The organism is Phenylobacterium sp. (assembly GCF_016793225.1).
Lineage (GTDB): Bacteria > Pseudomonadota > Alphaproteobacteria > Caulobacterales > Caulobacteraceae > Phenylobacterium.
Window position 1 is genome coordinate 26870 of record NZ_JAEUMN010000023.1, and the last position, 24711, is coordinate 51580.

A 24711-nucleotide genomic window follows, 5' to 3' on the forward strand; every position below is an offset into this window, starting at 1 on the left:
CGCGCCGGAAAATCAAGGGCCGGAACCGGCGCACCGGCCGGGTGTTCACAAGCCCGAAGCGCAGAGCGATGGAGAGCCCCATGCCCACCCAACAGTCTTCCGGCCTGAACAAGGACGGCAGCGCCTCGTCGCGCCCCGACGACGCCGTCAGCGACCTGATGGCCGATCACCGCAAGGTGGAGGACCTCTTCAAGCAGTACGAGAAGGCCGGCGACAACGCCGAAAAGAAGCAGCGGCTCGTCGCGCAGATCACCCACGAGCTGCGCGTCCACATGGCGATCGAGGAGGAGATCTTCTATCCGGCGTCGCGCGACTTCGTGGAGTCCGACATGGTCAACGAGGCCGAGGTCGAGCACCAGGGCGCGAAGACGCTGATGGAGGAACTCGAGGGCATGTCCCCCGAGGACGAGTACTACGACGCCAAGGTGAAGGTCCTGCAGGAGCAGATCGAGCACCACGTCGAGGAGGAAGAGACCGAGTACTTCCCCGCCTGCCGCAAGTCGGAGATGGACCTGAAGGGCATCGCCGACCAGATGGAATCGCGGAAGGCCGAGCTCGCCAGCGCCGCCTGAGCCGGATGGCCGAGGCCCTCGCCCCACCGCTGCCCGACGACATCGACCGCCTCGCGCAGGACGTCCTGCGCGAGGCGTGCGCGCGCGATGTCCTGCTGGCGTGCGCCGAGAGCTGCACGGGCGGCCTTCTCGCCTCGCTCCTCACCGACATCCCCGGCCAGAGCCACGCGTTCGAGCGTGGTTTCGTGACCTACACGAACGACGCCAAGCACGAGATGATCGGCGTTCCCCTCGAGCTCCTGCAGGACCACGGCGCGGTCTCCGAAGCGGCGGCGCTGGCCATGGCGGAGGGCGCGCTGGCCCACTCGCGCGCCGACATCGCGGTGTCGGTGACCGGCTTCGCCGAGGATGCGCCAGGGGAGACGGGCGGCCTGGTCCACTTCGCCTGCGCCCGACGCGCCGGCCCCACGCGGCACCGCATCGAGCGGTTCGCGCCGCCCAACCGCATGACCGTGAGGCTCGGCGCCGTGAGGACCTCGCTCACGCTGCTGCTCGAGGCGCTTCAGGACACCCCCCGCCGCGAAACCCCGCGCAGCGGGACTCAGGGCGATACCTGACGCGGCTTGCCCGGCGCCGCTTCGCGCCCTAGCCTCCCCCCAAGGCTTTGTTTCAGCCCGGACGCACCCCAGACATGGGCGCGACAGGCGGCAGCGTATAGAAGAGCCGGTATGGACTGGAGCACGTCCCGCCGAGGGTGAACCGCCGAAGGCGATCGGCGCGCTCCAGAAGAAAAGACGACGGGCCCGTTCCTCCCAATCGGCTTGATTCGAGCCGGGGGCGGGCTCCAGGGGGGCGCACGTGATCCGGGACTTCCTGGTCTGGATGGCCACTGAGCTGGGCAAGGGTCCCGGCGATACAGCCTTGTCGTGGAGCGACGCGCTCGCCAGCTCCCTGAACTTCTGGGGCCTGCTCGAGGGGACGCACGTCCTCACGCTCATCCTGTTCGCGGGCACCATCTTCGTGGTGGACCTGAGGCTCCTCGGCCTCGTCTTCCGCAAGACCCCCGTGTCGGTGATCAGCGACCGGATCCTGCCCCTGACGATCTTCGGCATCTCGCTGATGCTGATCACCGGACTGGCCCTCTTCTACGCCAAGCCATTGGTTTATTATCACAATCTCTGGTTCCGCATTAAGCTGGTCTTCCTCGCGATCGCCTTCATCAACATCCTCTGGTTCCACTTCCGCGTTCAGCGGGACGTGGCGGCCTGGGACACGCTGGAGCGGCCTCCGGCGCGGGTGCGCGCCTCGGCCGCCATCTCGCTGGCGAGCTGGATCCTGGTGATCTTCTTCGGGCGCTACATCGCCTACGACTGGATCAACTGCGGCAAGCCCCTGCCCGACTGGATCAACGTGGCGCAGGAGTGCCGAACCTCCGAGAGCGGCGCCGTCAACCTGCGCGGAGACCTTCTGCAATGAGTGTCTTCGCGCCGCAGGACCTGTTCCCGCAGCTCGCGGGCTGGGTCGCAAACCTGGACGACGTCTTCCCCGGCAAGCCCATCAAGGACTCGGTGTGGGCCTTCGCCCAGATCGAGGTGGGCCACCTGCTGTCGCTCGCCGTGCTCGGCGGCACGTCGCTTCTCCTCAATCTTCGGCTGATCGGCGTCGGGCTCACCGACGAACCGCCCCGCGAACTGCACCGCAATCTCGCGGTGTGGACCTGGGCCGGCCTGATCGTGATCCTCATCAGCGGGCTGCTGATGGGCGCGTCGAACGCCGAGCGGCTCTACACCTCGGAAGCCTTCACCGCGAAGATGATCGGCCTCGCCGCCGGCATCCTCATGACCTTCGGCTTCACGCTCCCGGCGACCCGCAACGACGGCGTCGTCGGCGCCCTTCCGCGGGCGATGGCGGTGATCGGGCTGGCGATCTTCCTGGTGGCGGTGTGGGTGTTCCTGCAGGCGAAGCTGGCCAACCCGGGCCTGTGGCACGTGATCGTGGCCGGCGGCCTGATCGTGCTCTTCGCCAGCCGCGGCCTGACGCGCCTGATCTATCTCGGCGTGATCGGGCTGATGATCGTGGCGCAGCAGATCATGACGCACGTGGTCATCCCGAGCGATGCGTTCGACCGCCTGGATCCGGTGAACAAGGGCTTCGCCTGGGCCTTCGCGCTGGTCATCCTGGCCTTCGGCGTCGTCCAGGCCGTGGCCTCGGGCCGCGAGGAGAAGGGCGCGGGCTTCTTCGTGAAGGGGATGGCGTTCGCGTCCGTGCTGGTCTGGGTGATGACCGCGGCGGCCGGCCGCTGGCTCGCGTTCGCCTGATCCGAGCCGGGTCGCAGGCTACGCGGCCGTGACGGGGTGGCGGCTGCCCCAGCCCTGGTGCCACTCGGGCTCGCCGGCGTAGCGCGCCGCCAGGAAGTCGACGAACGCGCGCACCTTGGCCGCCAGATGCCGCGCGTGCGGGTAGACGGCATGAACGTGGATCATCTCGGGCTCGTGGTTGCAGAGGACCGGGACCAGCCGCCCCGCGCGCAGATGCTCGGCGGCGGCGAAGGCCGGCGTGCGCACCACCCCGAAGCCCGCCACGGCGGCCGCGACGCAGGGCTCGGCGCCGTTGAACCGCAGCCGCCCATGCACCCGCACGTCGCGCAGGTCACCGTGAGGCCCGAACCGCCAGACGGTCGGGTCCCGGCCGTTCGCGTCGAGGATCGCCTCATGCCGCGCGAGATCCTCGAGGGCGTGCGGCGTCCCGGCGCGCGAGAGGTAATCGGGAGAGGCGCAGGTCACGAGGCGCACCGCCGCCAGCCGCCGGGCCACCAGCGAGGAATCCGCCAGGTGGCCGATCCTCACCGCGACGTCGAAGCCCTCTTCCACCAGGTTCACGATCCGGTCCGAGAAGGCCACCTCCAGCGACACCGCGCCACAGTCGCGGGCGAAGTCCAGCAGCGCCGGCGTGAGCTGGTTTGCGCCGAACGACACGGGCGCCGAGACCTTCAGCGTGCCCGACGGACCGCTCTGGTCGCGGACCGACGTCTCCAGGGCCTCGAAGCGCTCGATCAGGTCGCGCGCCCGGTCCAGGTAGGCCTGGCCGGTGTCGGTGAGCGAGACGTCCCGGGTGGTCCGGTTGAGCAGGCGCTGCCCCAGCCGGTTCTCCAGGCGCGCCACCAGCTTGGAGGCCTGCGCGCCCGACACCCCCACCTTGCGGGCACCGTGGGTGAAGCTGCGCGCGTCCGCCACGGCCGCGAAGGCCCTGATCTCGTCCAGACGATCCATGTGATTAGTTCCTGATCGGCGACACTCTTGTCCCCGACAGGGTGATTATCAACGCGGCAGAAGGCAACCACATCCGGCGCTGGACGCTATCGGGCGCCTGCAAGGAACCTTTCCATGTCGCACTCCAAGACCGTCGCCGTCCTGGTCGGCTCGCTCCGCCGGGACTCCGTGAACCGCAAGGTGGCCAAGGCCCTCGAGGCGCTGACGCCCGGCCTCAGGTTCGACTTCATCGAGATCGGCGACCTGCCCTTCTTCGACCAGGACCTGGAGGCCGATCCGCCGGCGGCGTGGGTGCGCTTCCGCGAGCAGATCGCCGCGGCGGACGCCGTGCTCTTCGTGACGCCCGAGTACAATCGCGGGCTGCCGGCCGTGCTCAAGAACGCCGTCGACGTGGGCTCCCGCCCGTACGGCCACTCGGTGTGGAACGGCAAGCCCGGCGCGATCGTCAGCACCACCATCGGCACGACCGGCGCCATCCTGGCGAACCACCAGCTTCGCAGCTCGCTCGTGTTCCTGAACGTGCCGACGCTGTCCCAGCCGGAAGCCTACATCTCCAACGCGCTCAGCCTGTTCGACGAGGCGGGCGAGCTGGTCAACGAGAGCACGCGCGGGTTCCTGGCCGGGTTCGGTCAGGCGTTCCAGGCGTGGATCGACACCCACACGGCCGCCGGCGCCGCCGCGAAGGCGGCCTGAGGCTGCGGCCCGCGGTCAGGCTCGACCCGAGCCGTCCGACGGGCGCGTCAGGCCGCCGCGCCGCGCTCGAGGCCCGCCGGGTCGTCGATCGCCTGCTGCAGGGCCTCGTAGAGCCGTCCGGCTTCGATCGGCTTGGCCACGAAGGCGTCCATGCCGCCGGCCAGGTACTCGGCGATCTGGTGGCTCATGGCGTTGGCGGTGAGCGCGACGATGGGGGTGCGCGGACGGCCCTCGGCCCGTTCGCGCGCGCGGATCACGCCGGTCGCCGTGGGCCCGTCCATGTGGGGCATCTGGACGTCCATGAGGATGACGTCCCAGGGCTCGCGCTCCCACGCCTCCACGGCGGCGCGGCCGTCGGCCACCATGACGGGCTCGACGCCGATCTGGGCCAGCAGCGTCCTCAGGACCAGCTGGTTCATGGCGTTGTCCTCGGCCGCCAGCACGCGCACCTGCGGGGCGGGCCGGGGACGCGCAGGCGTGCGCCGCGGGCGCGCCGTCCCGGCTCGCGCCACCTTCCTGAGCGGGAGGCTCGCGGTGAAGGTCGACCCCATCCCGGGGGCGCTGGTGGCGGTGATGGCGCCGCCCATCATCTCGGCCAGCTCGCGGCAGATCGCCAGACCGAGCCCGGTGCCGCCGAACCTGCGGGTCGTCGAGGCGTCGGCCTGCTCGAACTTCCGGAAGAGGCTGCGAAGCTGATCGGCCCGCATGCCGATCCCCGAGTCGAAGACGGTGAGGCACAGGCGGCCCGCCTCGCGCCCGATCCGCACCTTGACGCCGCCGCGCTCGGTGAACTTCAGGGCGTTGGAAACCAGGTTCCAGAGGATCTGGCGCACCCGCACCTCGTCGCCCTCGTAGACGCCCTGGGCGGCGCGATCCACCGAGAGCTCGAAGGTGAGCCCCTTGGCTTCGGCGATGGCTTGGAAGGTGGCGTGCACGGTCTTGGCCACGACCCGGATGTCGAAGGGCGCCGCCGTGAGGCCCAGCTTTCCGGCCTCGATCTTGGACAGGTCCAGCACGTCGTTGAGGATCGCGAGCAGGCTCTCGCCGGACTGGCGGATCACCTCGATCTTCTCGCGCTGGCCCTTCGAGAGGTCGACGTCCGACGCCAGCGCCTGGGCCATGCCCAGCACGCCGTTCAGCGGGGTGCGGATCTCATGGCTCATGGTCGCCAGGAAGGCGCTCTTGGCGCGGTTGGCCGCCTCGGCGTCCTCCTTGGCCTGGACCAGCGCCTTCTCGGCTTGCTTGCGCGCGGTGATGTTGCGCAGAGCGCCCACGAGCCGGATGGGATTGCCCCTGTCGTCGTGGATCACCCGCGCCGTGCCGGCCGCCCAGACCTCCTTGCCGTCGGAACGGGTGACGCGGTGCTCGGGCTGGAACGGCACGCCGTCCTGCTCGTGCCGGGCCCACGCCGCCTGCACCTCGGGCAGGTCGCGCCGATCGATGCCGCACCAGATGTCCTCCAGCAGGCTCTCGTACGTGCTCGGCGTCTCGAAGAAGCTGTCCTCGGCCCCCACCTTGAAGAGCGCGCCCCGCACATAGTCCATCTCGTAGACGTGCAGTTCGGCGAGCTCGACGGCGACGCGCAGGCGTTCCTCCGAGCGCGCGGTCCGCTCCAGCGCCTCGACGATGTGGGTGATCTCGTAGGACGTGATGATGAGGCCGCCGACGGCGCCGTCGTGCTCGTACCAGGGCGCGATCTGCACCCTCACCCACTCCGAGCCGCCGTCGGGCCTGGGGATCTGCATCTGGTCGACGGCGTGGGCGTTGCCGCGCATGCAGTGCTCGAGCCCTCCGCGCCAGGTTTCGAACATGTCGGGCCGCAGTTCGTAGAGCGTCCGCCCGACCACCGGCTGCCCCTCGAGGCCGCGCGCCTTGATCCAGGGCGGGCTGGCATAGAGCAGCCGCGTGTCCCGGTCGGTGAGCACCATCGAGATCGGCATCGCGTTGACGATGGCCAGCATGGTGCGCTCGGCGTCGGCCTGGGCTCGCCGGGCGCCGACGCGGGTCCATTCGTCGGCCACGAAGTCGGCGAGGTCCTGCAGGCGCCGCGCGAGCGAGGCGTCGAAGGCGCGGGGCTCCAGGCCCACCACATGGAGCGTTCCGGGAGAGGATCCGTCCTCCAGCCGGATCGGCGCGCCGGCGAAGAAGCGCACGTGCGGCGGTCCCGTCACCACGGGCTCGTCCCGCACGCGGGGGTCCAGGGTGCAGTCCTCGATCCACACCAGCTCGCCGAGGCGCATGACCTCCTCGACGCCGCGGGCGGCGCGCACGGTCTCGCGCGTCCGGCTGCGCCAGTAGCCGTCGCCGATCTTGAGCGTGATCTGGGCTTCGCCGGCGTCGAACAGGGTGCGCGCGAGACGGGTGGCGCGATCGAAGACGGCGCCCGAGCCCTCCAGGCCCGGTGGCATAGCGAACGGCTCTCGCAGGCTCTCGCGCGTCATCTTCCCCCCGAGACACGCCTGCACGCCGTCCCGGGGGACACTGTCTCGCAGAACGCGTTAAGCCGAGGCTAAAGTCGGCGAAGTTCCGCGCTGACGTGATACAGGGCGATGCCGCTGGTCGTCGCGACGTTCAGCGAGTCGAAGCCGCCCGCCATGGCGATGCGGACGGTGCGGGCGCGGGCGAGCACCGCAGGCGGCAGGCCGGCGCCCTCGGCCCCCAGCAAGAGCGTCGTGCGCGGCGCCGGCGTCAGCGTCCCGAGTTCCTCGCGGCCCGCCGGCGACAGCGCCAGGACCTCGAAGCCCGCGGCCTCGAAGCGGTCGAGCATCCCGTCCGCGCCGCCCACGGCCGCGAAGGGGGTGGTGAGCGCGGCCCCGACGCTCACGCGGATGGCCTTGCGGTAGAGCGGATCGCAGCACGTGGAGTCGAGGAGCACCGCCGCCGCGCCGAAGGCCGCGGCGTTGCGGAAGACGCCGCCCATGTTGTCGTGGTTGGCGATGCCGACGAGGCCGACGGCGAGGGCCCGCGCGGGCGCCTCGCGCAGGAGCGCCGCGGCGTCGTGCTGCGGCCGCCGCCCGACGGCCAGGACCCCGCGATGGATCGGAAAGCCCACCACCTGGTCCATGGCGGCCTGCGCCGCCACGTACACGGGCGTGGCCTCGGGGACCCGCGCCAGCACGTCCGAAAGCCCGGGCAGCCGGGGCTCGGCGACCAGCACAGAGCCCAGCCGGTCCGGGTGGGCGGCCAGCGCCTTCTCCAGCACGACCCGCCCCTCGGCGACGAACAGGCCCTGCCGGCCGACCAGGTCGCGTTCCCGGACCGCGCGATACGGCTCCAGGCGCGGGTCGTCGGGGTCGGCGATCGGGACGATCCGGGGCAAGCCTGCTACCAGAGCTTCACGCGGTCGGACGGCGCCAGGTACAGCGTCTGGCCTTCCTTGACGCCGAAGGCCGGATACCAGGCGTCGAGGTTGCGCACCGTGATCGCCCGCCACGGCCCCGGCGCGTGGACGCCGGTCACCACCTGCCGCCGCAGCGCCGCCTCGCGGAACTTCGAGCGGTAGTTCTGCGCCCAGCCCAGGAAGAACCGCTGGTCGGCGGACAGCCCCTCGATCTCCGGCGCGGGGCGGCCTTGCAGCGAGAGGTGATAGGCGTCGTAGGCGGTGGCCAGCCCGGCCACGTCGGCGATGTTCTCGCCCAGCACCTGCGCCCCGTTGAAGCGCAGGCCCGGCAGGGGTTCGTAGGCGCTGTACTGGTCGGCGAGCTTCTTCGTCTCGGCCTTGAAGCGGGCGAGGTCCTCGGGCGCCCACCAGTTGCGGAGGTTGCCGTTCTCGTCGAACTGGGCGCCCAGGTCGTCGAAGCCGTGGCTGACCTCGTGGCCCATCACGCCGCCGATGGCGCCGTAGTTCACCGCCGCGTCCGCGTTCGGGTCGAAGAACGTCGGCTCCAGGATGGCGGCGGGGAAGATGATGGAGTTCTGGCTGGGCGCGAACAGGGCGTTCACCGTCTGCGGCGACATGAACCACTCGGTGCGGTCCACCGGCCGGCCCAGCTTGGCCAGGTTGCGCCGGTACTCGAAGAGCGAGGCGCGCTGGGCGTTGCCGTAGGCGTCGCCCGCCACGACCTCGAGGCCGGAATAGTCGCGCCACCGGTCCGGATAGCCGACGTAGACCCGGAAATTGGCCAGCTTCTTCTTCGCGCGGGCCTTGGTGGGCTCGGTCATCCAGTCGATGCGGTCGATGCGCCGGTCGAACGCCTTCAGCACGTTCGCGGCCATCTCCTGGGCCTGGGCCTTGGCCTGCGGGGAGAAGTGGCGCTCGACGTAGAGCTTGCCGATCGCCTCGCCCATGGCGGCGGAGGCGTGGTCCACGCCGCGCTTCCAGCGCTCCCGCTGCTGCGGCTGTCCGTTCAGCTCGCGGCTGTTGAACGCGAAGTGCTCGTCCGCGAAGGGCTTCGACAGGAACGGCGCGCCGCGCGAGACGGCGTGGAACGCCAGGTAGTCCTTCCAGGCCTGCAGCGGCTGGCTGCCCACCAGCCTCGCCTGGCCCGCGATCGCCGAGGCCTGCCAGGCGCCGAACCGGGTCTCCTTGTCGAGCCCGGCGGCCTCGAGGAACGCCGCCCAGTCCATGCCCGGCGCCTTGGCCGGCAGTTCGGCGCGGGTCCAGACGGTGTTCGAGCGCGCGACGTCCGAACTCTGGTCGACCGAGACGTGCACGCGGGCGATCGCCGTCTCGAGCGCCACGACGCGCCTGGCCCGCGCCTCCGGCTCGGAGAAGCCGGCCAGCCGCAGCAGGTTGGCGACGTGGGTCTCGTACTTGGCGCGCAGCTCCCTGAACCGGGGGCTGTCGCCCAGGAAGTACTCCCGGTCGGGCATGCCGAGGCCGCCCTGCATCAGGTAGGCGCGGTACCTGGTGGTGTTGTCGAGGTCCTCGGCCACCCAGAGGCCGAACGGGCGCTCGGTGTAGTAGTTGGTCGCGTTGAGCGCGTCCGTATCCGCCCGGATCGTGGCGCCGATGACGGCCGAGAGATCCCGGCGGGTGCGGATCGCGGCGATCCGGTCGAGGTCCTGCTTGAGGGGCGCCGCGCCCAGGGCCTCGATCCGGGCCTCGTCCATGAAGCTCGTGAAGTAGTCGCCGATCTTCCGCGCCTCGGAGCCGGCCGGCGCCTGGGCCTTGGCGGAATCCTCGATGATCGCGCGCGTCCGCTCGGCCGCCTTTTCGGCGATCAGGGCGAAGCTGGTGAGGTTGGAGCGGTCCGCGGGGATTTCGGTGCGGTCCACCCACTTGCCCACGGCGTACCGGAAGAAGTCGTCGCCGGGCGCGACACTGGTGTCCATGCCCGAGACGTCGAACCCGAAGCCGCCCACCTGGGCGCGGGGCCGTTCGGGCGCCGCGGGCGGAGGCGGGGTCGCCTCGGCGGCGGGCGGCGGCGGCGGCGCAGACGCCTGGGTCGTGGCGCAGGCGGAGACGAGGGCGGCGGCCGAGCACGCGGCGAGCAGGTGAAGGTACATGCTTGCGAACAACTCCATGATGCCGGGCGGCGGCGGCCCGCGCACGATTTTGGCGCTTCTTACATTCCCACGGGCACAAGGCGAGCGTTTCGGGCCCGCTCTGCGACATTCGCTGCCTGGGCGGCGACGATCGGAGACCGCCGTGAACCTCCCGGGCTCCCGCGCCTTTTCACCCGGTGACCGATCCCTCAGCCGACGCCACCCTCCTCGAACTGCTGGCCTGGCTCGAGGCGGACGGCTACGCCTTCGTCACGCCCACGCCCCTCACCCACGCCCGCATCCTGGCGCGCGACGGCCACGCGCCCGCCCGCGACGTCCGGGACGCGCTGGGGTGGAGCCGGGACTTCGCGCCCGACGTCCTTCCGCGCGACGTCTTCCGGATGCTGCAGGCTGCGGGAATGCTGGAAGCCCGCGGCCCGCTCTATCGAAGCCGGGTGCGGGTCTCGCGGGTGCGCGGCCGCCTGTTCCTGCACTCGGCCTATCCCACCGACGACCAGGACGCCGTCTTCCTGGGCCCGGACAGCTACCGCTTCGCCGACCTCGTCGCGCGCGAACTGCCGACGATCCCCGTGGGGCCGATCGCGGACGTCGGCGGGGGCGCGGGCGTGGGCGCGATCACCGCCGGCGGGCTGGCGGCCTCCCGCCTACTCCTGACCGACGTGAACCCCAGGGCCCTGCGGCTCGCGCGCCTCAACGCCGCCCATGCGCACGTGCAACTGGAGGTCCTGGAGGCGGACGGCCTGGACGGCGCGCCCGACGGACTGGGGGTCGTGATCGCCAACCCGCCGTACATCGCCGACGCCGACCAGACCTATGCGTCCGGCGGCCGCCGGACGGGCGGAGAGCTCTCCCTGGCCTGGACCCGGGCCGCCCTCGAGAAGCTGGCGCCCGGCGGCCGCCTCATCCTCTACACCGGCAGCGCCATCGGGAATGGCGGCCGCGACGCGCTGCACGAGGGCCTCGCGGACATCGCCGCGACGCAGGGCGCCGACATGGACTATCGCGAGCTCGATCCCGACGTCTTCGGGGAAGAACTGGAGCGACCCGCCTATGCCGCGGTCGAACGGATCGCCGCCGTCGCCTGCGTGATGACCGCCGGGCGGGGGTAGCCTATCGCACATGAAGGTCCGGCGGACGTGAGGGGCGGTGGCCGCGCCCTGTCTCGCCGTGGGTCGCCCCCCTCCACCGCCTTCGGCGGTCCCCCTCCCGCTGCGGGGGAGGACCTGAGCGCGGGCCGTAGAGGCCATGCCCCTCAGCGGTCCTCGGCGGTCTCCCGGACACGGACGATGAGCGACTGGCTGGCGGTCGCCATCAGCTCGCCGTCCTGCGCGAAGAGCGCCATCTCGCCGTGGGCGAAGCCGTCGGCCACCCCCGACACGCGGATGTCGCAGAGGACCCAGTCGGTGGGCACAACGCGACGGATGCGCAGGGTGTTGTCCAGGCTGTTGCCGCCGGCGTTGCGGCCCAGCGCGTTGCCCACGCCCTGCGGCACGAAGTCGGCGAGGACCGCGAGCATGGACGCGTCGATCGGGAAGCCCTCGCGCGGCCGCGCCCAGAGCTGGGTGCGGCCGTCGACCTCGGGATTGCCGATCCGGTCGGGGCCCCGCCGTCCCTTGACCATCCGCACCTCCATGCGGGTGTGCAGGCCCACCTCGGCGCCGCGCCAGTGCTCGGACGGCTCGCAGTCCTCGGGCGGCGGGGCGTCGGGCATCGGCGCCCACTGGCCGGCCAGCTCACTGGGCCGCGCGCCGAGCGCGGCGCTGACCGAGATGATCTCCTTGTCGTCGATGTGCACCTTGGCGTTGGCCTGGGTGATGTACTTGCCCTCGACCGGGGTCCAGACGTCGATGTCCACCACGCTGGGCGGCCGGGCGTAGCCCAGGTACTGGGCGGTGGCGCAGATCAGGGGCCGACCGGTGGTGCGTTCGAGCGCCGCCACGGCGGACGCCATCCCGACGCCGCCGAACATGAACAGGTTTCCGGGCGGCCCGACGCAGATCGGCGGCTCGATGGGCATGTACCACCGGTGGGGATTGTGCGTCGGGCGCAGGTCGAAGAAGAGCCTTTCCATCGGCCCCTCAAACCGCGTTCGCGCGCGTCACGCAAGCGCCGCGAGTCGCCGCCGCAAACCTTTGCTTAACTGCATAAATTAAGCCTGAAGTCAGGGCGGCCGCGTACCTTGGCCCGCATGATGTTGGGGCATCAGATCGACTTCCGGGCCCGCGGCCTCCCCCGCGCGCTCTACACGCCCGTCGGGGCGGGCCTGTGCCTGGCCGTGCTGATCCTGTCGCTCAGCCCGGCCGCCGAGCCGTTCCTCGCGCGCCTGATGATCTTCTACGGCGCCACGACCCTGGCCTACGCGATGATGCCCTACGTCCGCCGCGGCGACATCCCGCTCGTCGCCGCATGGGTGATCCTGTTCGCCGAGCTGGCCCCCTGCTTCACGGGCCAGCTGATCTCGCCGGTGAAGGTCGCCGCCGACGGGCTGGGCGTGCTCATGGCCGCCGCCCCCGTCTACGTGGCCCGTCTGCGGCAGGTGCAGCAGGGCGACACCCGGCCCGCCGGCCGCCGGGCCGGCGAACCCGACTAGACGAGGGGCCGACTGCGCTGAGGTCCGCTTGCCACCGGGTGAGCGATGACCGCATTCGACCCGTTGCGGACATCGACCCTTGCGCCCCAACCTCCGTCATCCCGGGCGCAGCGCTCGCCAGAGCGCGAAGACCCGGGACCCAGCCGCACAGCTCTCGACGCGCCCCTACGACTGCATCCACGACAGCGGCCCCTCCGGAGCCTCGAACCACGCGTCGGACAGGTCGCGCCAGTCCGGGTTTTGGGTCTCGATCAGTTGCAGCTTCCAATCCCGTCGCCAGCGCTTGATCTGCTTCTCGCGCCGGATCGCCTCACCCATCACCGCATGAACCTCGTACCAGACGAGCCGCCTGCAGCCGTGGGTCTTGGAGAAGCCTTCGAAGGTCCCGAGCTTGTGCTGTCGGATGCGGGTGACGAGGGTGCTGGTCACGCCCGTGTACAGCGTCCCGTTGCGCCCGCTCGCCAGGATGTAGACCGCGATGAGGGGGTCTCGGCCGACCATCGCTGCAGGTTAGGTCAAGGCCGCGTGCGTGTCGCCTTTCCCGGCGCAGCTTGCCGGGTGGAGTGGCTGGGTCCCGGGTCTCCGCGCTCTGGCGAGCGCTGCGCCCGGGATGACGGGGGGATGGGATGACGTCCGCCACGGTCCCCCTCCCGCCGCTTCGCGGGGGAGGTAAGGCGCCGCAGCCCACCCCTATCGGATGTTCAAGCAGTCCGCCTTCCACCTGCTCCCAGGTTATGAGTCCTCGACCTAGGCTAGCTGCGCGTGAAGACCGGGTCGCGTCGCTCGCGGAAGGCTTCCAGCGCCGCCTTGTGGTCGTTCGACCTGCGCAGGATCCGCAGCTCGTCGCCCCAGATGCGCCCGGACTCCTCGGGCGACAGGTCGAGCGCCCGGTGCGCCGTGCGCTTGGTGGCCTCCACCGACAGCGGCGCCCGCGTGGCGATCCGCTCGGCCAGCGCCACCGCGGCGTCCTGAAGTCCCTCCGGCGCGTGCAGGCCGGTCACCAGGCCGTAGCGCTCGGCCGTCTCGGCGTCGTGGGGCAGGCCGGTCAGCAGCATCGACTTCGCCCGCGACTCCCCGATCAGGCGCGGCAGCCGGTAGGTCGAGGCCATCAGGCCCACGTTGACGCCCGCGCACACGAACCGGGCCTCGGTCGACGCCAGCCGGATGTCGCAGCACAGGGCGAGTTCGAACCCGCCGCCCACGCACCAGCCGTTCACCGCGGCGATCACGGGAACGCGGCTGCCTTCGACACGGTCGAGCAGGCGGCCGAAGCCGGCCAGGTCCTCGCCCTTGCCCGCCGCCTGCTTGAGGTCGTCGCCCGAGCAGAATGCCCGGCCCCGCCCGGTGACGATCAGGCAGCGCAGGGCGTCGTTCCGCTCCACCTCGTCCAGCGCGGCCATGAAGGTGGCGCGCATCTCGGGACCCAGGGGGTTCATGGGCGGGTTGTCGAGTTCGAGCCGCGTGATCGCGTCGGAAATCCGCTCGATGTGCACAACCCCGCTCACGCCGTCGCCTCCCTGCGTTCCACCGCCGCCGCCCCGCTGGCGAGCAGCGCCTCGATCTCGTCCGCCGTGTAGCCCGCCTCGGCCAGCACGGCGCGGGTGTCCTGCCCCACGTCGCCCGGCCCGCGCAACAGCGCCACCGGCGTGTCGTGCAGCCTTATGGGGGTCTTCACGAACCGCCGCCCGTCCACCTCGCCCATCAGGCCGCGCGCGCGGACCTGCGGATCGTCCCAGGCCTGGGCGATGTCGTTGAGCGGGCCCGCGGGCACGCCCTCGGCCTCGAGCCGCGCGAGCCAGTGATCCCGACCCGCCGTCGCCAGCACGGCCTCGATCCGCGCCTGCAGGGCGTCCCGGTTCCGCATCCGGGCGCCCGGGCTGTCGAACCCGGCTTCCGTGGCGAGATCGGGCGCGCCGATCGCCCGGCAGAAGCGCGTCCACAGGCGCTGGCTGTTCACCCCCACCACGAGGTGGCCGTCCGCGGCCTTCAGAGGCTCATAGGGCGCCGCCAGCCGATGCCGGGCCCCGTTGCGCTTGGCCACCTCTCCGGTCGAGAGGTACATGCCTGTTTCCCAGATCGTGTAGGCCAGCGCCGATTCCAGCAGCGAGGTCTCCACATGCTGGCCGCGGCCGGTGGCGTGCCGGTTCTGCAGCGCGGCCAGGACGCCCACGGCCGCGAACACCCCCGCGTTGAGGTCCGAGATCGGCACCGCCGTCGAGCACGGAACGTCGCTGCCCGCCTCGCCCACGAAGCTCATGATCCCGCTCATCGCCTGGGTCACGAGGTCGAACCCGCCCCTCTCGCGATAGGGACCGTCCAGTCCGAACCCGGAGACCGAGCAGTAGACGAGCCGCGGGTTGATCCCGCTGAGCCGCTCGTAGCCCAGGCCCATCCGGTCCATCGCGCCCGGCCGGTAGTTCTCCACGAAGACGTCGGCCGTCTTGGCCAGCCGCCGGACCACGTCCGCCCCGGCCTCGGTCGACAGGTCGAGGGCGATCGCCCGCTTGTTGCGGTTCACATAGTCGAAGGCGCGGAAGCCGTCGGTGCGGCCCAGCATCCCGCGGGTGGACTCGCCCGCCGGCGGCTCGATCTTGATCACGTCCGCGCCCAGGTCGGCCAGCACCAGCGAGCAGTAGGCGCCCGCGATCACGTGGGTGCAGTCCAGGACCTTGAGGCCGGCCAGCGCGCCCGCCCCGGCCGCGCCCATCAGAAGTTGGCCCGCCGCGAGATGGCGCCGTCCACCACCATGTTGATGCCGGTCGTGAACGCCGAGCGCGGGCTCGCCAGGAAGACGGTCGCGGCCGCGATCTCTTCGGGCGTGGCCATGCGGCCGGTCGGGTTGCGCGCGATCATCTGGTCGAAGAACTGCGGCATGCCCGCCTTCACGTTGCCCCAGACGCCGCCTTCGAAGAACACGGTGCCGGGGGACACCACGTTGCAGCGCACATGCTTGGGCGCGTACTGCCGCGCGACACCCTTGGCGAAGTGGATCTGGGCGGCCTTCATGGCGCCGTAGCTGCTGGGGTTGTCGGCCTCGGCCGCCGAGATCGACGAGGTGATGATGAAGGCCGCATCCCCCCGCTCGGCGGCTGCGGCCTCGAGGAACGGCAGCGCGGCCTCGAAGGTGCGCACGGCGCCCAGGATGTCGACGTCGAACATCGCCTTCCAGGACCCCTCGTCGTTGCCCTGCACCAGGGCGCTGGCGTTCGAGACCAGCACGTCGACGCCGCCCAGCGCCTCGCCGGCCGCCTTGACGAAGCCCTTCAGCGCCGGGCCGTCGGCGATGTCGACCGCCTGGCCGAACGCCTTGACGCCCCTGGCCTCCAGCGCCTTGACCGCGTCGGCGACCTGCTCGGCGTTGCGGGCGCAGATGGCGACGTTCGCGCCCTCGTCGGCGAAAAGGTCGGCGATGGCGCGGCCGATCCCGCGCGTCGCGCCGGTCACCACCACGTTCTTGCCCTTCAGTTGCAGATCCATCGGCGCTTCGCTCCCAATCCTGTTGGGGTGAAGCGCTATCGCACATTGCCCGCGCCGTCATCCGACGCCGGCCGTCCGGGAGCTGAGCCGGGGCGCGCTATCCAAATGGATGATGCCGGCTTGCCGGATCCTGGCCGAACATAGTTCATTCGGATGATGAGGCCTCCGTGTTCGACGAAGCCCGCCTGATCGACGACATCTACGCCGCGGCGCTGGACCCCGCGCGCTGGGTCGGCGTCATGGAGCGGCTGTCGGACGCGGTGGGCGGCCTGCGCGGCTGCCTGACCCGCATCGACACGCGGACCGGCCAGGGGGTGGACGCGATCCTCTTCCGCTCGGACCCCGCCTGGGTGGACGCCTACGCGCGCCACTTCGGCACGGTCAACGTCTTCATGGGCAAGGGCGGCGAGGCCGCGCCCACCGTATCCACCGAGCTGGATTGCCTCGCGCGCGAGGACTACCTGCGGTCCGAGTACTACAACGACTTCATGCGGCCCCAGGACGTGGACCGCGCCCTGTTCATCCGGCTGGGCGCCACCGGCACGGTGGCCAGCACCATCAACATCGGCCGCCGGACCGGCCAGACGTTCGACAACGCCGACCTGGAGCTGGCCGCGCGGCTACGGCCGCACATGGTGCGCGCGTTCGAGATCGGGCAGCGGCTGGCGGGCTCGGCCGGCATGACCCGCACCCTGGTCGACGCGCTGCAGGTGTCGTCGCACGCGATGTTCCTGGTCGCGCCGGACGGAGCCCTGGGCTACGCGAACGCCGCCGGCGAGCGGCTGCTCGCCCGCGGACGCGGCCTGACGGTGCTGAACGGTCGCCTGACCACGTCGCACGCCGAGAGCGCGCGCCGCCTTGAGCAGCTGCTGGCCGACGCCGCGTTCCGGGCGGGACCGCGGGCGGCCGGCGCCATGAACGTCCCCAGCCCCGCGGGCGGGATGCCCCTGGCCCTGCGCACCACGCCGATGCCGCTGGACGACGGCCCGGTCTTCCGGGCGGCGGCGCCGGTGCTGGTCTCGGTCACCGACCTCGAGGACGAGGTCCGCGCGCCGGAGGACGAGCTGCGGCTGCTGTTCGGCCTCACGCCCGCCGAGGCCCGCCTCGCCGCCGCGGTGTTCGACGGCCTCACCCTGGCCGAGGCGGCGGAGCGGTTCGGGGTCAGCGTGAACACCACCCGCTTCCAGCTCGCCCGGGTCTTCGACAAGACCGGGGTGACGCGCCAGGCCGAGCTGGTGAAGCTGATGATGCGGCTCGCCAGCGGCCCACCGGGCGTCTGACCGGCTACCCCCGGAACAGTTCGGCGTAGCGTTCGCGCAGCAGGTTCTTCTGCACCTTCCCCATGGCGTTGCGGGGCAGTTCGTCGACGAAGACGATCCGCTTCGGCGCCTTGTAGGCCGCCAGTTGCGATCGCGCCGCGGCGATCATCTCGGCCTCGTCGCCCTGGCCCATCACCACCGCGACCACGCCTTCGCCGAAGTCCGGATGCGGGACGCCGACCACGGCGCTCTCGGTGACGCCCGGAAGCTCGTCGAGCACCAGCTCGACCTCCTTCGGATAGACGTTGTAGCCGCCCGAGATGATCAGGTCCTTGGCGCGGCCCGAGATCCAGACCCGCCCGTCCGGGTCGCGCCGGCCCACGTCGCCGGTGAGGAAGAAGCCGTCGGACGTGAACTCCTCGGCGGTCTTCTCGGGCATCCGCCAGTAGCCGGAGAACACGCTCGGCCCGCGGATCTGGATCACGCCGGTGTCCTCGGTCCCGTCGCCGATGCGCAGGTCCACGCCCGGCAGCGGATAGCCGACGGAGCCGGCGATCCGCTCGCCGTCCAGCGGGTTGGTGGTGATGATCACCGCCTCGCTCATGCCGTAGCGTTCCAGGATGCGCTGGCCGGTCCGCTCTTCGAACTCGGCGAAGGTCGACGGCAGGAGCGGCGCGGATCCCGAGATGAAGACCCTGACGTTGTCGGCCCGGGCCCTGGTCAACGCCGGGTTCGCCAGGAGCCGCGTGTAGAACGTCGGGACCCCCATCATCACCGTCGAGCGCTCCAGGCCCGCCAGCACCTCGGCGTCCGAGAACTTCGGCAGCCACACCATGGGGCAGCCCGAGAGTAGCGCGCAGTGCAGCGCCACGAACAGCCCGTGGACGTGGAAGATCGGCAGGGCGTGCAGGAGCACGTCGCCGGGCGTGAAGCCCCAGGCCGCGTGCAGCGCCAGCGCATTCGCGGCGAGGTTCCCGTGGCTCAGCATCGCGCCCTTGGAGCGCCCGGTCGTGCCCGAGGTGTAGATCAGGGAGGCGAGGTCCCCCTCGGCCCGGGCGACCGTGGCGTCCAGCCGGGGGCCGCTCATGGCCTCCGTCACCCAGGCCGGGGGATCGGTGATGAACGTCTTCGGCTCGGCGTCGCCCAGGAAGTAGTCCACCTCGGCGCGGGTGTAGGCGCTGTTGAGCGGCAGGTAGACGGCCCCGGCCTTGAGCACGCCGAGATAGACCATGATGCTCTGCGGCGACTTTTCGGCCTGCAGGGCGACCCGGTCGCCCGGTTGGACGCCCTGCGCGACGAGCCGCCCCGCCACGTGCGCGGCGCCGTCCTCGAGCGCCCCGTAACTGATCTCCGAGCCGTCGCTCAGCAGGAAGCAGGGCTTCGTACGATCGGCCGGAAAGCGCCCGGCCAGCAGGTCGTAGAGGTTCATGCGGCCCTGCGTAACTCATCCCTGCCTTTCAGGGGAGGCATGGCTTAGAGAGAGCCGATGACCCCCTCGGACGCCCTCGCCCGCATCCGCCGCTACGACCCGCGCCTGAGGGCGTTCGTGCAGGTGTTCGACCCGCCTCTGTACGGCGAGGACGAGGACGGCCCGACGGTCGCGATCAAGGACCTGATCGACATCCAGGGCGTCCCCACGGGCGGCGGCGCCCAGGTCGCGCTGGACGGCGACCCGGCCCGGCACGCGCGTGTCGTGGAACGGCTGCTGCAGGCGGGCTGGTCGGTGGTCGGCAAGACCCACACCGTCGAGCTGGCGTACGGGGGCTGGGGGACGAACCGGGCCGTCGGCGCGCCCTGGAACCCCTGGGACGCGGCGGTGCATCGCGCGCCGGGCGGCTCGTCGTCGGGCTCGGCCGTGGCCGTCGCCGCCGGCCTCTGCGACGCGGCGCTGGGCAGCGACACGGGCGGGTCGGTGCGCATCCCGGCCGCCGTCTGCGGCGTGGTGGGGCTGAAGCCGGGGCGCGGGCTGGTCAGCCTGCAGGGGGTGCATCCCCTGGCCCCGTCGCTCGACACGGTGGGCGTCCTGGCGCGCGACGTGGCGACCGCCGCCCGTGCGCTGGCTGTGATCTCGGGTCCCGACGACGATAGCGCCGTGCGCGGGCCGTTCGACGCCGAGGCGGCCCTTTCGGCCGACGTGCGCGGCCGCCGCCTGGCCGCCATCCCGCCCGCCGCCCTCGGCGAGCTGGATCCCGAGGTCGAGCGCCTCTACCTCGAAGCCGTCGGGCGGCTGCGCGATGCGGGGCTGGCCGTCGAGATGGTGGTTCCGCCCCGGGCCCTGGAGGACTCGTTCACGCCGAACGGCCTGCTTATGGCCGGGGAAGGCTGGCGGATCTGGAAGGACCGCATCCGGGCGCACGCGGCGGTGATGGACCCCTGGATCGTGCGCCGCTTCGAGGCCGGCCGGGACGTGTCGGACGCGCGGCTCGCCGAGGCCGTCCGCGAGCGCGCCGAGGGGCAGCGCAGCTTCCACGCCTGGCTCGCGGGGTACGACGGCCTGCTCTCACCCACCTGCCCGATCCCTGCGCCGCCGCTCGACACCATCGACGAGACGACCTCGCCGCTGAGCCGGCTGACCAGGGCCGCCAACTACCTGGACCTGCCCGGCCTCAGCGTCCCTTGCGGGCTGACGTCCGGCGGCCTGCCGGCGGGGCTGCAGATCCTGGGCGCGCCGGCCGACGAGGAGATGGTGGTGGCGCTGGGCGCCGCCTTCGAGCGGGTCTCGGGCTGGGACGGCCGGCGGCCGGACCTCGCGGGCTTCGAACCCTGAGCCGGACGGCGCGGGCTCAGGCCGCGCCGCGCACGGTCCCGCCCATGCTCCGCAGCGCCATCCACGCCGCCAGGGCCCAGGCGGCGCCCAGGCACCATCCGGCCAGCACGTCGGTGGGCCAGTGCACGCCCAGGTACACGCGGCTGAAGCCGACCGTCACCAGCACGAAGGCGGCCAGGCTGTAGGCCAGCGCCTTGCTGCGCCGCCGCGGCTCGAGGCTGGCGATCAGCATCGCCACCGTGAGGTAGCAGGCCGCGGCCATGGTGGAATGGCCGCTGGGGAAGCTTCCCGAATAGACGTAGACCTCGTGCGGCACGAGGTCGGGACGGGGACGGGCGAAGAACGCCTTGCTCGCGCTGCTCGAAAGCGTCGCCAGGACGACCGTCACGGCCATGACGAGCGCGTGCCGGGGCCTGCGGTGGAAGGCGAACGACAGGGTCGCCACGATCGTGACCAGCGTGACCATCGTCGTGCCGCCCAGGGCCGTGAGGTCGCGGATCGCCTCCTCGACGCCGTGGGAGCCGATGGGATCGTTGAGGTCTCCGGGGGTGCGCAGCGCGAGGATCAGACGCTGGTCGATGGCGCGGGTCTCGCCGTCCGCCATCTCGTCGGCGACCTCGAGGAACGTCCACAGCACGCCGGCCGCCAGCATCAGGCCGACCAGGACGCGCGCCTCGAAGCGGCGGATGAACCGCCAGATCGTCTGAAGCATCAGGCCAAGCTGGGGGCGCGGACCTCGGGCCGCAACCCGGACGTCAGGCGGCGACGCCAGCGTCCTCTCCCGTGCGGCGCAGCATCGTCTCCACCGCGGCCATGGCGGCGTCCTGCGTGGGCAGGCGGCCATCCGCGACGGTCACGCCGTCCTCGTCGTAGACGCTCCAACGCCAAGCGTTGTCGTCCTGGCTCAGGGAATAGGCGAGCGACATACCTTTACGCATACCCGTCCTCCGATACACGACCGGGTTAACCCGTACGAAACCAAACGGTTTCGCACCGCACAATAGAATTCCCGTGATCGCGAATTGGACTCGCCTGCCGCGCGAGGCGGCCGGGCGGTCAGGGGCGGTCGAGCAGGCTCCGGCCGGCGTCGCGGGCGTTGTTGCAGCCGGTGAGGATCATGGCGACCGCCAGCTCGGCCCGCAGGATGTCGAGCATGCGGGCGATCGCGGGTTCGCCCCCGGCGCCCAGGGCCCAGGCCCATGCGCGGCCCACGAAACAGGCCTTCGCGCCCAGCGCCAGGGCCTTCAGGACGTCCAGGCCCGAGCGGACGCCGCCGTCCATGTAGACCTCGAGGTCGCCGCCCACGGCGTCGGCGATCGGCCCGAGCGCCGAGATGGTCGAGCGCACGCCGTCGAGCTGCCGCCCGCCGTGGTTGGAGACCACGAGGCCGTCCGCGCCCGCCTTCACCGACGCCTTCGCGTCCTCCACGTCCAGGACGCCTTTCAGCACGATCGGGCCGTCCCAGGTCTCGCGCACCCAGTCGATGTCCTTCCAGGTCACGGAGCGGTCGAAGTTGCGCGAGATCCAGGCCAGGAAATCGGTGACCCGCCGCCCCTCCTTCACCGCGGCCTGCACGGACCCCAGCGTGTGCGGCCGGCCGTTCATGAACACGTCCCAGGTCCAGGCGGGATGCAGGACGCCGTCCTTGAGCTGGGTGAGCATCGACTGGAGCGGCGTGCCGCCCGTGAATCCCGACCGGACGTCGCGGTAGCGCGACCCCGGCAGCGGCAGGTCGACGGTGAACACCAGGACGGGCGAGCCGACCGCCTTCGCCCGCGCGAGCAGCTCGCGCATGTAGCCCCGGTCCTTGAGCATGTAGAGCTGGAACCACGGCGGGGCGCCGGTGGCGGCCACCTCCTCGATGGAGCACACGCTGACCGTCGAAAGGCACATGGGCACGCCGGCGGCCGAGGCCGCCCGCATCGCCTGGCATTCGCCCCGGCGGCCGTACATGCCCGCCATGCCCACCGGCGCCAGGCCCACCGGCATCTTCAGCGTCTGTCCTAGGGTCTGGACGCTCATGTCGAGCTGGGACATGTCGCACATCACCCGCTGGCGCAGGGCCAGCGCCTCGAGGTCCTCGACGTTCCGCCGCAGCGTCACCTCGGCGTAGCTGCCGCCGTCGATGTACTCGAAGAAGATGTTGGGCAGCCTGCGGCGCGCCAGCTCGCGAAAGTCCGAAACCGAAGCCGCCCGCATCGCCGCATCCTCCCCGACCGACGGTGCGTTTTGGAGCCACGCCGGGGCCGGCGCAAGCGGCTGCGGCGCTCGCGCCGCCCGCTCAGCGCCGCTGGGACGCCGAAATTTGCGCCCTGCCGTTGGACGGCGCGGACGGTCGCGGTAAAGGCAATGCAGACCGCCGCGCCGCGGAATCGAAAGCTGGACGGAGAGACTTGGTGAGCGACCGTATCGAGCGACCCTGGGCCCTGATGCGTCACCACGCAGGCTGGGCGGACGTCTTCCACATCGAGCACGAGACCGCCGATTCCATCACCGGCTTCTATCCCGACCGGGAAACCGTCGGCCCGCCGGTGAACTACTCGACCCGCGCGGTGCTCGCCCGCTTCCCCACCCTGGAAGCCGCCCGAGCCGCCCGCGAAGGCGCGGTTTCCGAATGGCGCAAGCACGACGCCGGGGTTCGCGACGCCGAGACGAAGCTGCGCGAGGCCGAGAAGGCGCGCGAGGACGCCTGGCTGACCTGCCTGCGGGACGCCGCCGAGCGAAGCTGAGCCGCCGGCCCTAGAACCGGGCGCCGCGCGACAGGAACCAGGCGACAGCGGCGGCCAGCAGCACGCCGACGATCAGCCGCCACCACGGGGCGCCGGCGAGACCGGGATCGCTGGGCAGCACGCGCCGCCCGGTGATCATCGGCCACACCAGGTTCGTCCGCTTCCAGACGGCGTAGAACGCGATCGCCAGCACGTGCACGGCCACCAGCGCCTGCAGGATGCGGAAGTTGAGTTCGTGCCATTCCGCGATCTGGCGGCCCGTCTCGAAGCTGACGCGGTCCGAGAGCGGGCCGGCCTCGAAGGCGTCGACGTCGACCGTGAAGAGGCCCAGGCCGACCTGCACCGCCAGGACCAGCAGGATCGCCACGACGCTCAGCGCCCCCAGCGGATTGTGACCTGGCGTCACGGCCGTCTCGCGCCCGCCCAGCGTCCGCGCATAGGCGGCGATGGCCTTTGGTCCCTTCACGAAGCTCGCGAAGCGCGCCGCCTCGCCGCCCGCGAAGCCCCACCAGACCCGGAAGACGACGAGACCGAGGATCGCGTACCCGCTCCACCGGTGCCAGTTGAGGTGGTCTTCCGCCGACCACCACGAGAACAGCAAGAGGACGACCAGCAGCCAGTGGACCACGCGCACGGGCCCGTCCCACAGCTTCACCGTCGAACCCGCCATCGGCTCGGCCACGTCAGCTCTTCTTTTCCTGCCGGTACTTCTCGTGGCAGCCGCGGCACGCCATGAACGTCTGGCGCGTCTGGGCCCGGATGGCGTCGAGGTCGCTGCCGGCGGCGACCTGGGTCAGCTTGGCGGCCTGCGTCTGGAAGTTCGACGCCGCGGAGGTGAAGCCGGCCGCGTCGGTCCATACCTCGGCCTTCGCCTCGCTCATGGGCCGGGCCTGCACGCCGCTGCCGCGCGGGAACCAGGTGGGCAGCGCACGCGACTGGCTGGCGACGACGCCGGCGTTCGTGCGGACCACCGCCAGACTGGGCGACGGCTTGCGCAGTTCGTCGTTCAGGCCCTTGAACGCCCCGCCCAGCTTCTTGAAGTTCTCGTGCCGAGCGTAGGCCGCCTTGGTCGCCGCGTTCGCGTTCTTGGGCATCACGTCATCGTGCGCGATGGCCCCGCCGGCCGCCACCGCCGCGCCGATGCCCAGCGCCACGGCCAGCGCCGCATTCTTCCCGATTAGCGCCATCGCGAGCCTCTTCCGATCCCCAAGTGTCTCCGTGGAGATTGCCGGGGTCGGCGCACGCCCGTCAACGGGCGCGGGCGGAGGGCCTCGCCACGGGCGCGCCTTCGGCCCGCGCCTCGCTCACCAGGCCTGCGCAGTTCGCGTCCTTGGCCAGGCCGGGGTCGATGAACGGCAGGACCGCGGCCAGAGGCGACAGGAACGAGCCCAGCGCGAGGCCGCCCGCCCCCTGGGCGATGGCGGCGCCCGGTTCGACCTTCAGCCTCGGCGCCATCAGCGGGCCGCTCATCCTGACGGGCAGCAGCACGCGCACCAGCCGCAGCTTCTTGTTCTCGCCCCGCACCTGCAAATCGAGCCGTTCGCGGTCGAGATCGATGGCGCCCTTCCCCTTGACGACCACCGGACCGGTATCGAGCACGATCCGCTCGGCGCGCAGGACACCGTTCTCGCCGCGGAAACTGGCGACCGCGCAGCGCAGCTCGGTCGTGTCCTTCTTGTTCAGAAGACCCAGGCCCTTGATGACGTTGACGCCCATCAGCTCGGCGATCGACTCGCGGATCTCGCCCGCGGGCGCCACCAGCGTGATCTGGCCGTCGGCCCCGCCGAAGGTCTTGTGCAGCGTGTTCCCGGACCCGGAGAGGCGCGCGCGGCCCACCAGGGTCCCCGTCGCCGGCGGCGCGCCCTTGAAGCTGATCGGGATGAGGCTTTCCAGGCGCGCGCCGGAGAGCCGCAGATCGAGGTTGGTGGTGGGGGTCGCCCCCCGTGCGTTCAGGGCCACCTGGCCCT

The 24711-nt window shown here is 71.5% G+C and carries 26 protein-coding genes; 10 read left to right on the forward strand and 16 right to left on the reverse strand.

Annotation, left to right across the window (positions count from 1 at the left end):
- Positions 1-80 precede the first annotated feature (80 nt).
- From JNK30_RS02795 to JNK30_RS02810, 4 genes are all read left to right on the forward strand, one after another.
- Positions 81-572 carry a hemerythrin domain-containing protein gene (locus JNK30_RS02795; RefSeq protein WP_293479976.1) on the forward strand — a complete coding sequence of 164 codons (492 nt, stop codon included), beginning with the start codon at positions 81-83 and terminating at the stop codon, positions 570-572.
- Positions 573-577: 5 nt separating this feature from the next.
- Positions 578-1129, forward strand: coding sequence for a CinA family protein (locus tag JNK30_RS02800; protein WP_293479978.1), 552 nt, complete (start codon positions 578-580; stop codon positions 1127-1129).
- A 241-nt stretch (positions 1130-1370) separates the two neighbouring features.
- Positions 1371-1988, forward strand: coding sequence for a DUF6644 family protein (locus tag JNK30_RS02805; protein WP_293479980.1), 618 nt, complete (start codon positions 1371-1373; stop codon positions 1986-1988).
- The gene (locus JNK30_RS02810; protein ID WP_293479982.1) at positions 1985-2830 is read left to right on the forward strand and encodes a DUF6644 family protein; all 846 of its coding nucleotides are present in this window, start codon (positions 1985-1987) and stop codon (positions 2828-2830) included. The genes JNK30_RS02805 and JNK30_RS02810 overlap by 4 nt, the downstream gene beginning before the upstream one ends.
- Before the next feature lie 18 nt (positions 2831-2848).
- On the opposite strand, the gene JNK30_RS02815 is transcribed toward JNK30_RS02810, so the two are convergent.
- A complete protein-coding gene (locus JNK30_RS02815) occupies positions 2849-3781 on the reverse strand; it encodes a LysR family transcriptional regulator (RefSeq protein WP_293479984.1) in 933 nt (310 codons plus the stop codon).
- Between the two features lie 114 nt (positions 3782-3895).
- Between JNK30_RS02815 and JNK30_RS02820 the strand changes: the two genes are divergently transcribed.
- Positions 3896-4474, forward strand: coding sequence for an NADPH-dependent FMN reductase (locus JNK30_RS02820; protein WP_293479986.1), 579 nt, complete (start codon positions 3896-3898; stop codon positions 4472-4474).
- A gap of 47 nt (positions 4475-4521) precedes the next feature.
- On the opposite strand, the gene JNK30_RS02825 is transcribed toward JNK30_RS02820, so the two are convergent.
- The 3 genes from JNK30_RS02825 to JNK30_RS02835 form a co-directional block, all read right to left on the reverse strand.
- On the reverse strand, positions 4522-6915 hold the full coding sequence (locus JNK30_RS02825) for an ATP-binding protein (protein WP_293479988.1): 2394 nt from the start codon (positions 6913-6915) through the stop codon (positions 4522-4524).
- 68 nt (positions 6916-6983) lie between these two features.
- On the reverse strand, positions 6984-7793 hold the full coding sequence (locus JNK30_RS02830; RefSeq protein ID WP_293479990.1) for an RNA methyltransferase: 810 nt from the start codon (positions 7791-7793) through the stop codon (positions 6984-6986).
- Between the two features lie 5 nt (positions 7794-7798).
- Positions 7799-9922, reverse strand: a complete 2124-nt coding sequence (locus tag JNK30_RS02835) for a M13 family metallopeptidase (protein ID WP_293479992.1) — start codon at positions 9920-9922, stop codon at positions 7799-7801.
- Positions 9923-10098: 176 nt separating this feature from the next.
- Here JNK30_RS02835 and JNK30_RS02840 point away from each other — a divergent pair, with 176 nt between their 5' ends.
- Positions 10099-11031: a methyltransferase gene (locus JNK30_RS02840; protein ID WP_293479994.1), complete on the forward strand. Its 933-nt coding sequence runs from the start codon at positions 10099-10101 to the stop codon at positions 11029-11031.
- A 143-nt stretch (positions 11032-11174) separates the two neighbouring features.
- On the opposite strand, the gene JNK30_RS02845 is transcribed toward JNK30_RS02840, so the two are convergent.
- Positions 11175-11993 (reverse strand): acyl-CoA thioesterase II, encoded by an 819-nt coding sequence (locus JNK30_RS02845; RefSeq protein ID WP_293479996.1) that lies wholly within the window; start codon positions 11991-11993, stop codon positions 11175-11177.
- A gap of 117 nt (positions 11994-12110) precedes the next feature.
- Between JNK30_RS02845 and JNK30_RS02850 the strand changes: the two genes are divergently transcribed.
- Entirely contained in the window at positions 12111-12512 is a 402-nt protein-coding gene (locus JNK30_RS02850) for a hypothetical protein (protein ID WP_293479998.1), read from the forward strand.
- 165 nt (positions 12513-12677) lie between these two features.
- On the opposite strand, the gene JNK30_RS02855 is transcribed toward JNK30_RS02850, so the two are convergent.
- The 4 genes from JNK30_RS02855 to JNK30_RS02870 form a co-directional block, all read right to left on the reverse strand.
- A complete protein-coding gene (locus JNK30_RS02855) occupies positions 12678-13013 on the reverse strand; it encodes a GIY-YIG nuclease family protein (RefSeq protein WP_293479999.1) in 336 nt (111 codons plus the stop codon).
- A gap of 251 nt (positions 13014-13264) precedes the next feature.
- Positions 13265-14017, reverse strand: coding sequence for an enoyl-CoA hydratase/isomerase family protein (locus JNK30_RS02860; RefSeq protein WP_293480001.1), 753 nt, complete (start codon positions 14015-14017; stop codon positions 13265-13267).
- Entirely contained in the window at positions 14014-15219 is a 1206-nt protein-coding gene (locus JNK30_RS02865; protein ID WP_293480003.1) for a CoA transferase, read from the reverse strand. Before JNK30_RS02865 ends, JNK30_RS02860 begins: the two co-directional genes overlap by 4 nt.
- Positions 15219-15989: an SDR family oxidoreductase gene (locus tag JNK30_RS02870; RefSeq protein WP_293480004.1), complete on the reverse strand. Its 771-nt coding sequence runs from the start codon at positions 15987-15989 to the stop codon at positions 15219-15221. The genes JNK30_RS02865 and JNK30_RS02870 overlap by 1 nt, the downstream gene beginning before the upstream one ends.
- A 167-nt stretch (positions 15990-16156) precedes the next feature.
- Here JNK30_RS02870 and JNK30_RS02875 point away from each other — a divergent pair, with 167 nt between their 5' ends.
- Positions 16157-17269, forward strand: coding sequence for a helix-turn-helix transcriptional regulator (locus JNK30_RS02875; protein WP_293480005.1), 1113 nt, complete (start codon positions 16157-16159; stop codon positions 17267-17269).
- Between the two features lie 4 nt (positions 17270-17273).
- Here the strand turns inward: JNK30_RS02875 and JNK30_RS02880 are convergent, their stop codons facing one another.
- The gene (locus JNK30_RS02880; RefSeq protein ID WP_293480006.1) at positions 17274-18677 is read right to left on the reverse strand and encodes an AMP-binding protein; all 1404 of its coding nucleotides are present in this window, start codon (positions 18675-18677) and stop codon (positions 17274-17276) included.
- Positions 18678-18734: 57 nt separating this feature from the next.
- Between JNK30_RS02880 and JNK30_RS02885 the strand changes: the two genes are divergently transcribed.
- Positions 18735-20015, forward strand: coding sequence for an amidase (locus JNK30_RS02885; protein WP_293480008.1), 1281 nt, complete (start codon positions 18735-18737; stop codon positions 20013-20015).
- A 16-nt stretch (positions 20016-20031) separates the two neighbouring features.
- Here the strand turns inward: JNK30_RS02885 and JNK30_RS02890 are convergent, their stop codons facing one another.
- From JNK30_RS02890 to JNK30_RS02900, 3 genes are all read right to left on the reverse strand, one after another.
- Complete coding sequence (locus JNK30_RS02890; RefSeq protein WP_293480010.1) at positions 20032-20727, reverse strand: phosphatase PAP2 family protein; 696 nt, start codon at positions 20725-20727, stop codon at positions 20032-20034.
- Positions 20728-20770: 43 nt separating this feature from the next.
- A complete protein-coding gene (locus tag JNK30_RS02895; protein WP_293480012.1) occupies positions 20771-20953 on the reverse strand; it encodes a hypothetical protein in 183 nt (60 codons plus the stop codon).
- A gap of 118 nt (positions 20954-21071) precedes the next feature.
- Entirely contained in the window at positions 21072-22214 is a 1143-nt protein-coding gene (locus JNK30_RS02900; RefSeq protein ID WP_293480014.1) for an L-lactate dehydrogenase, read from the reverse strand.
- A 197-nt stretch (positions 22215-22411) separates the two neighbouring features.
- Between JNK30_RS02900 and JNK30_RS02905 the strand changes: the two genes are divergently transcribed.
- The gene (locus JNK30_RS02905) at positions 22412-22744 is read left to right on the forward strand and encodes a hypothetical protein (protein WP_293480016.1); all 333 of its coding nucleotides are present in this window, start codon (positions 22412-22414) and stop codon (positions 22742-22744) included.
- 10 nt (positions 22745-22754) lie between these two features.
- On the opposite strand, the gene JNK30_RS02910 is transcribed toward JNK30_RS02905, so the two are convergent.
- The 3 genes from JNK30_RS02910 to JNK30_RS02920 all read right to left on the reverse strand — a co-directional run.
- Positions 22755-23426 (reverse strand): cytochrome b/b6 domain-containing protein, encoded by a 672-nt coding sequence (locus JNK30_RS02910; protein WP_293480018.1) that lies wholly within the window; start codon positions 23424-23426, stop codon positions 22755-22757.
- A gap of 1 nt (position 23427) precedes the next feature.
- Positions 23428-23931, reverse strand: coding sequence for a cytochrome c (locus JNK30_RS02915; protein ID WP_293480020.1), 504 nt, complete (start codon positions 23929-23931; stop codon positions 23428-23430).
- A gap of 61 nt (positions 23932-23992) precedes the next feature.
- Positions 23993-24711, reverse strand: a 719-nt coding sequence (locus JNK30_RS02920) for an AsmA-like C-terminal region-containing protein (RefSeq protein ID WP_293480022.1), incomplete at its 5' end; no start/stop codon positions are given.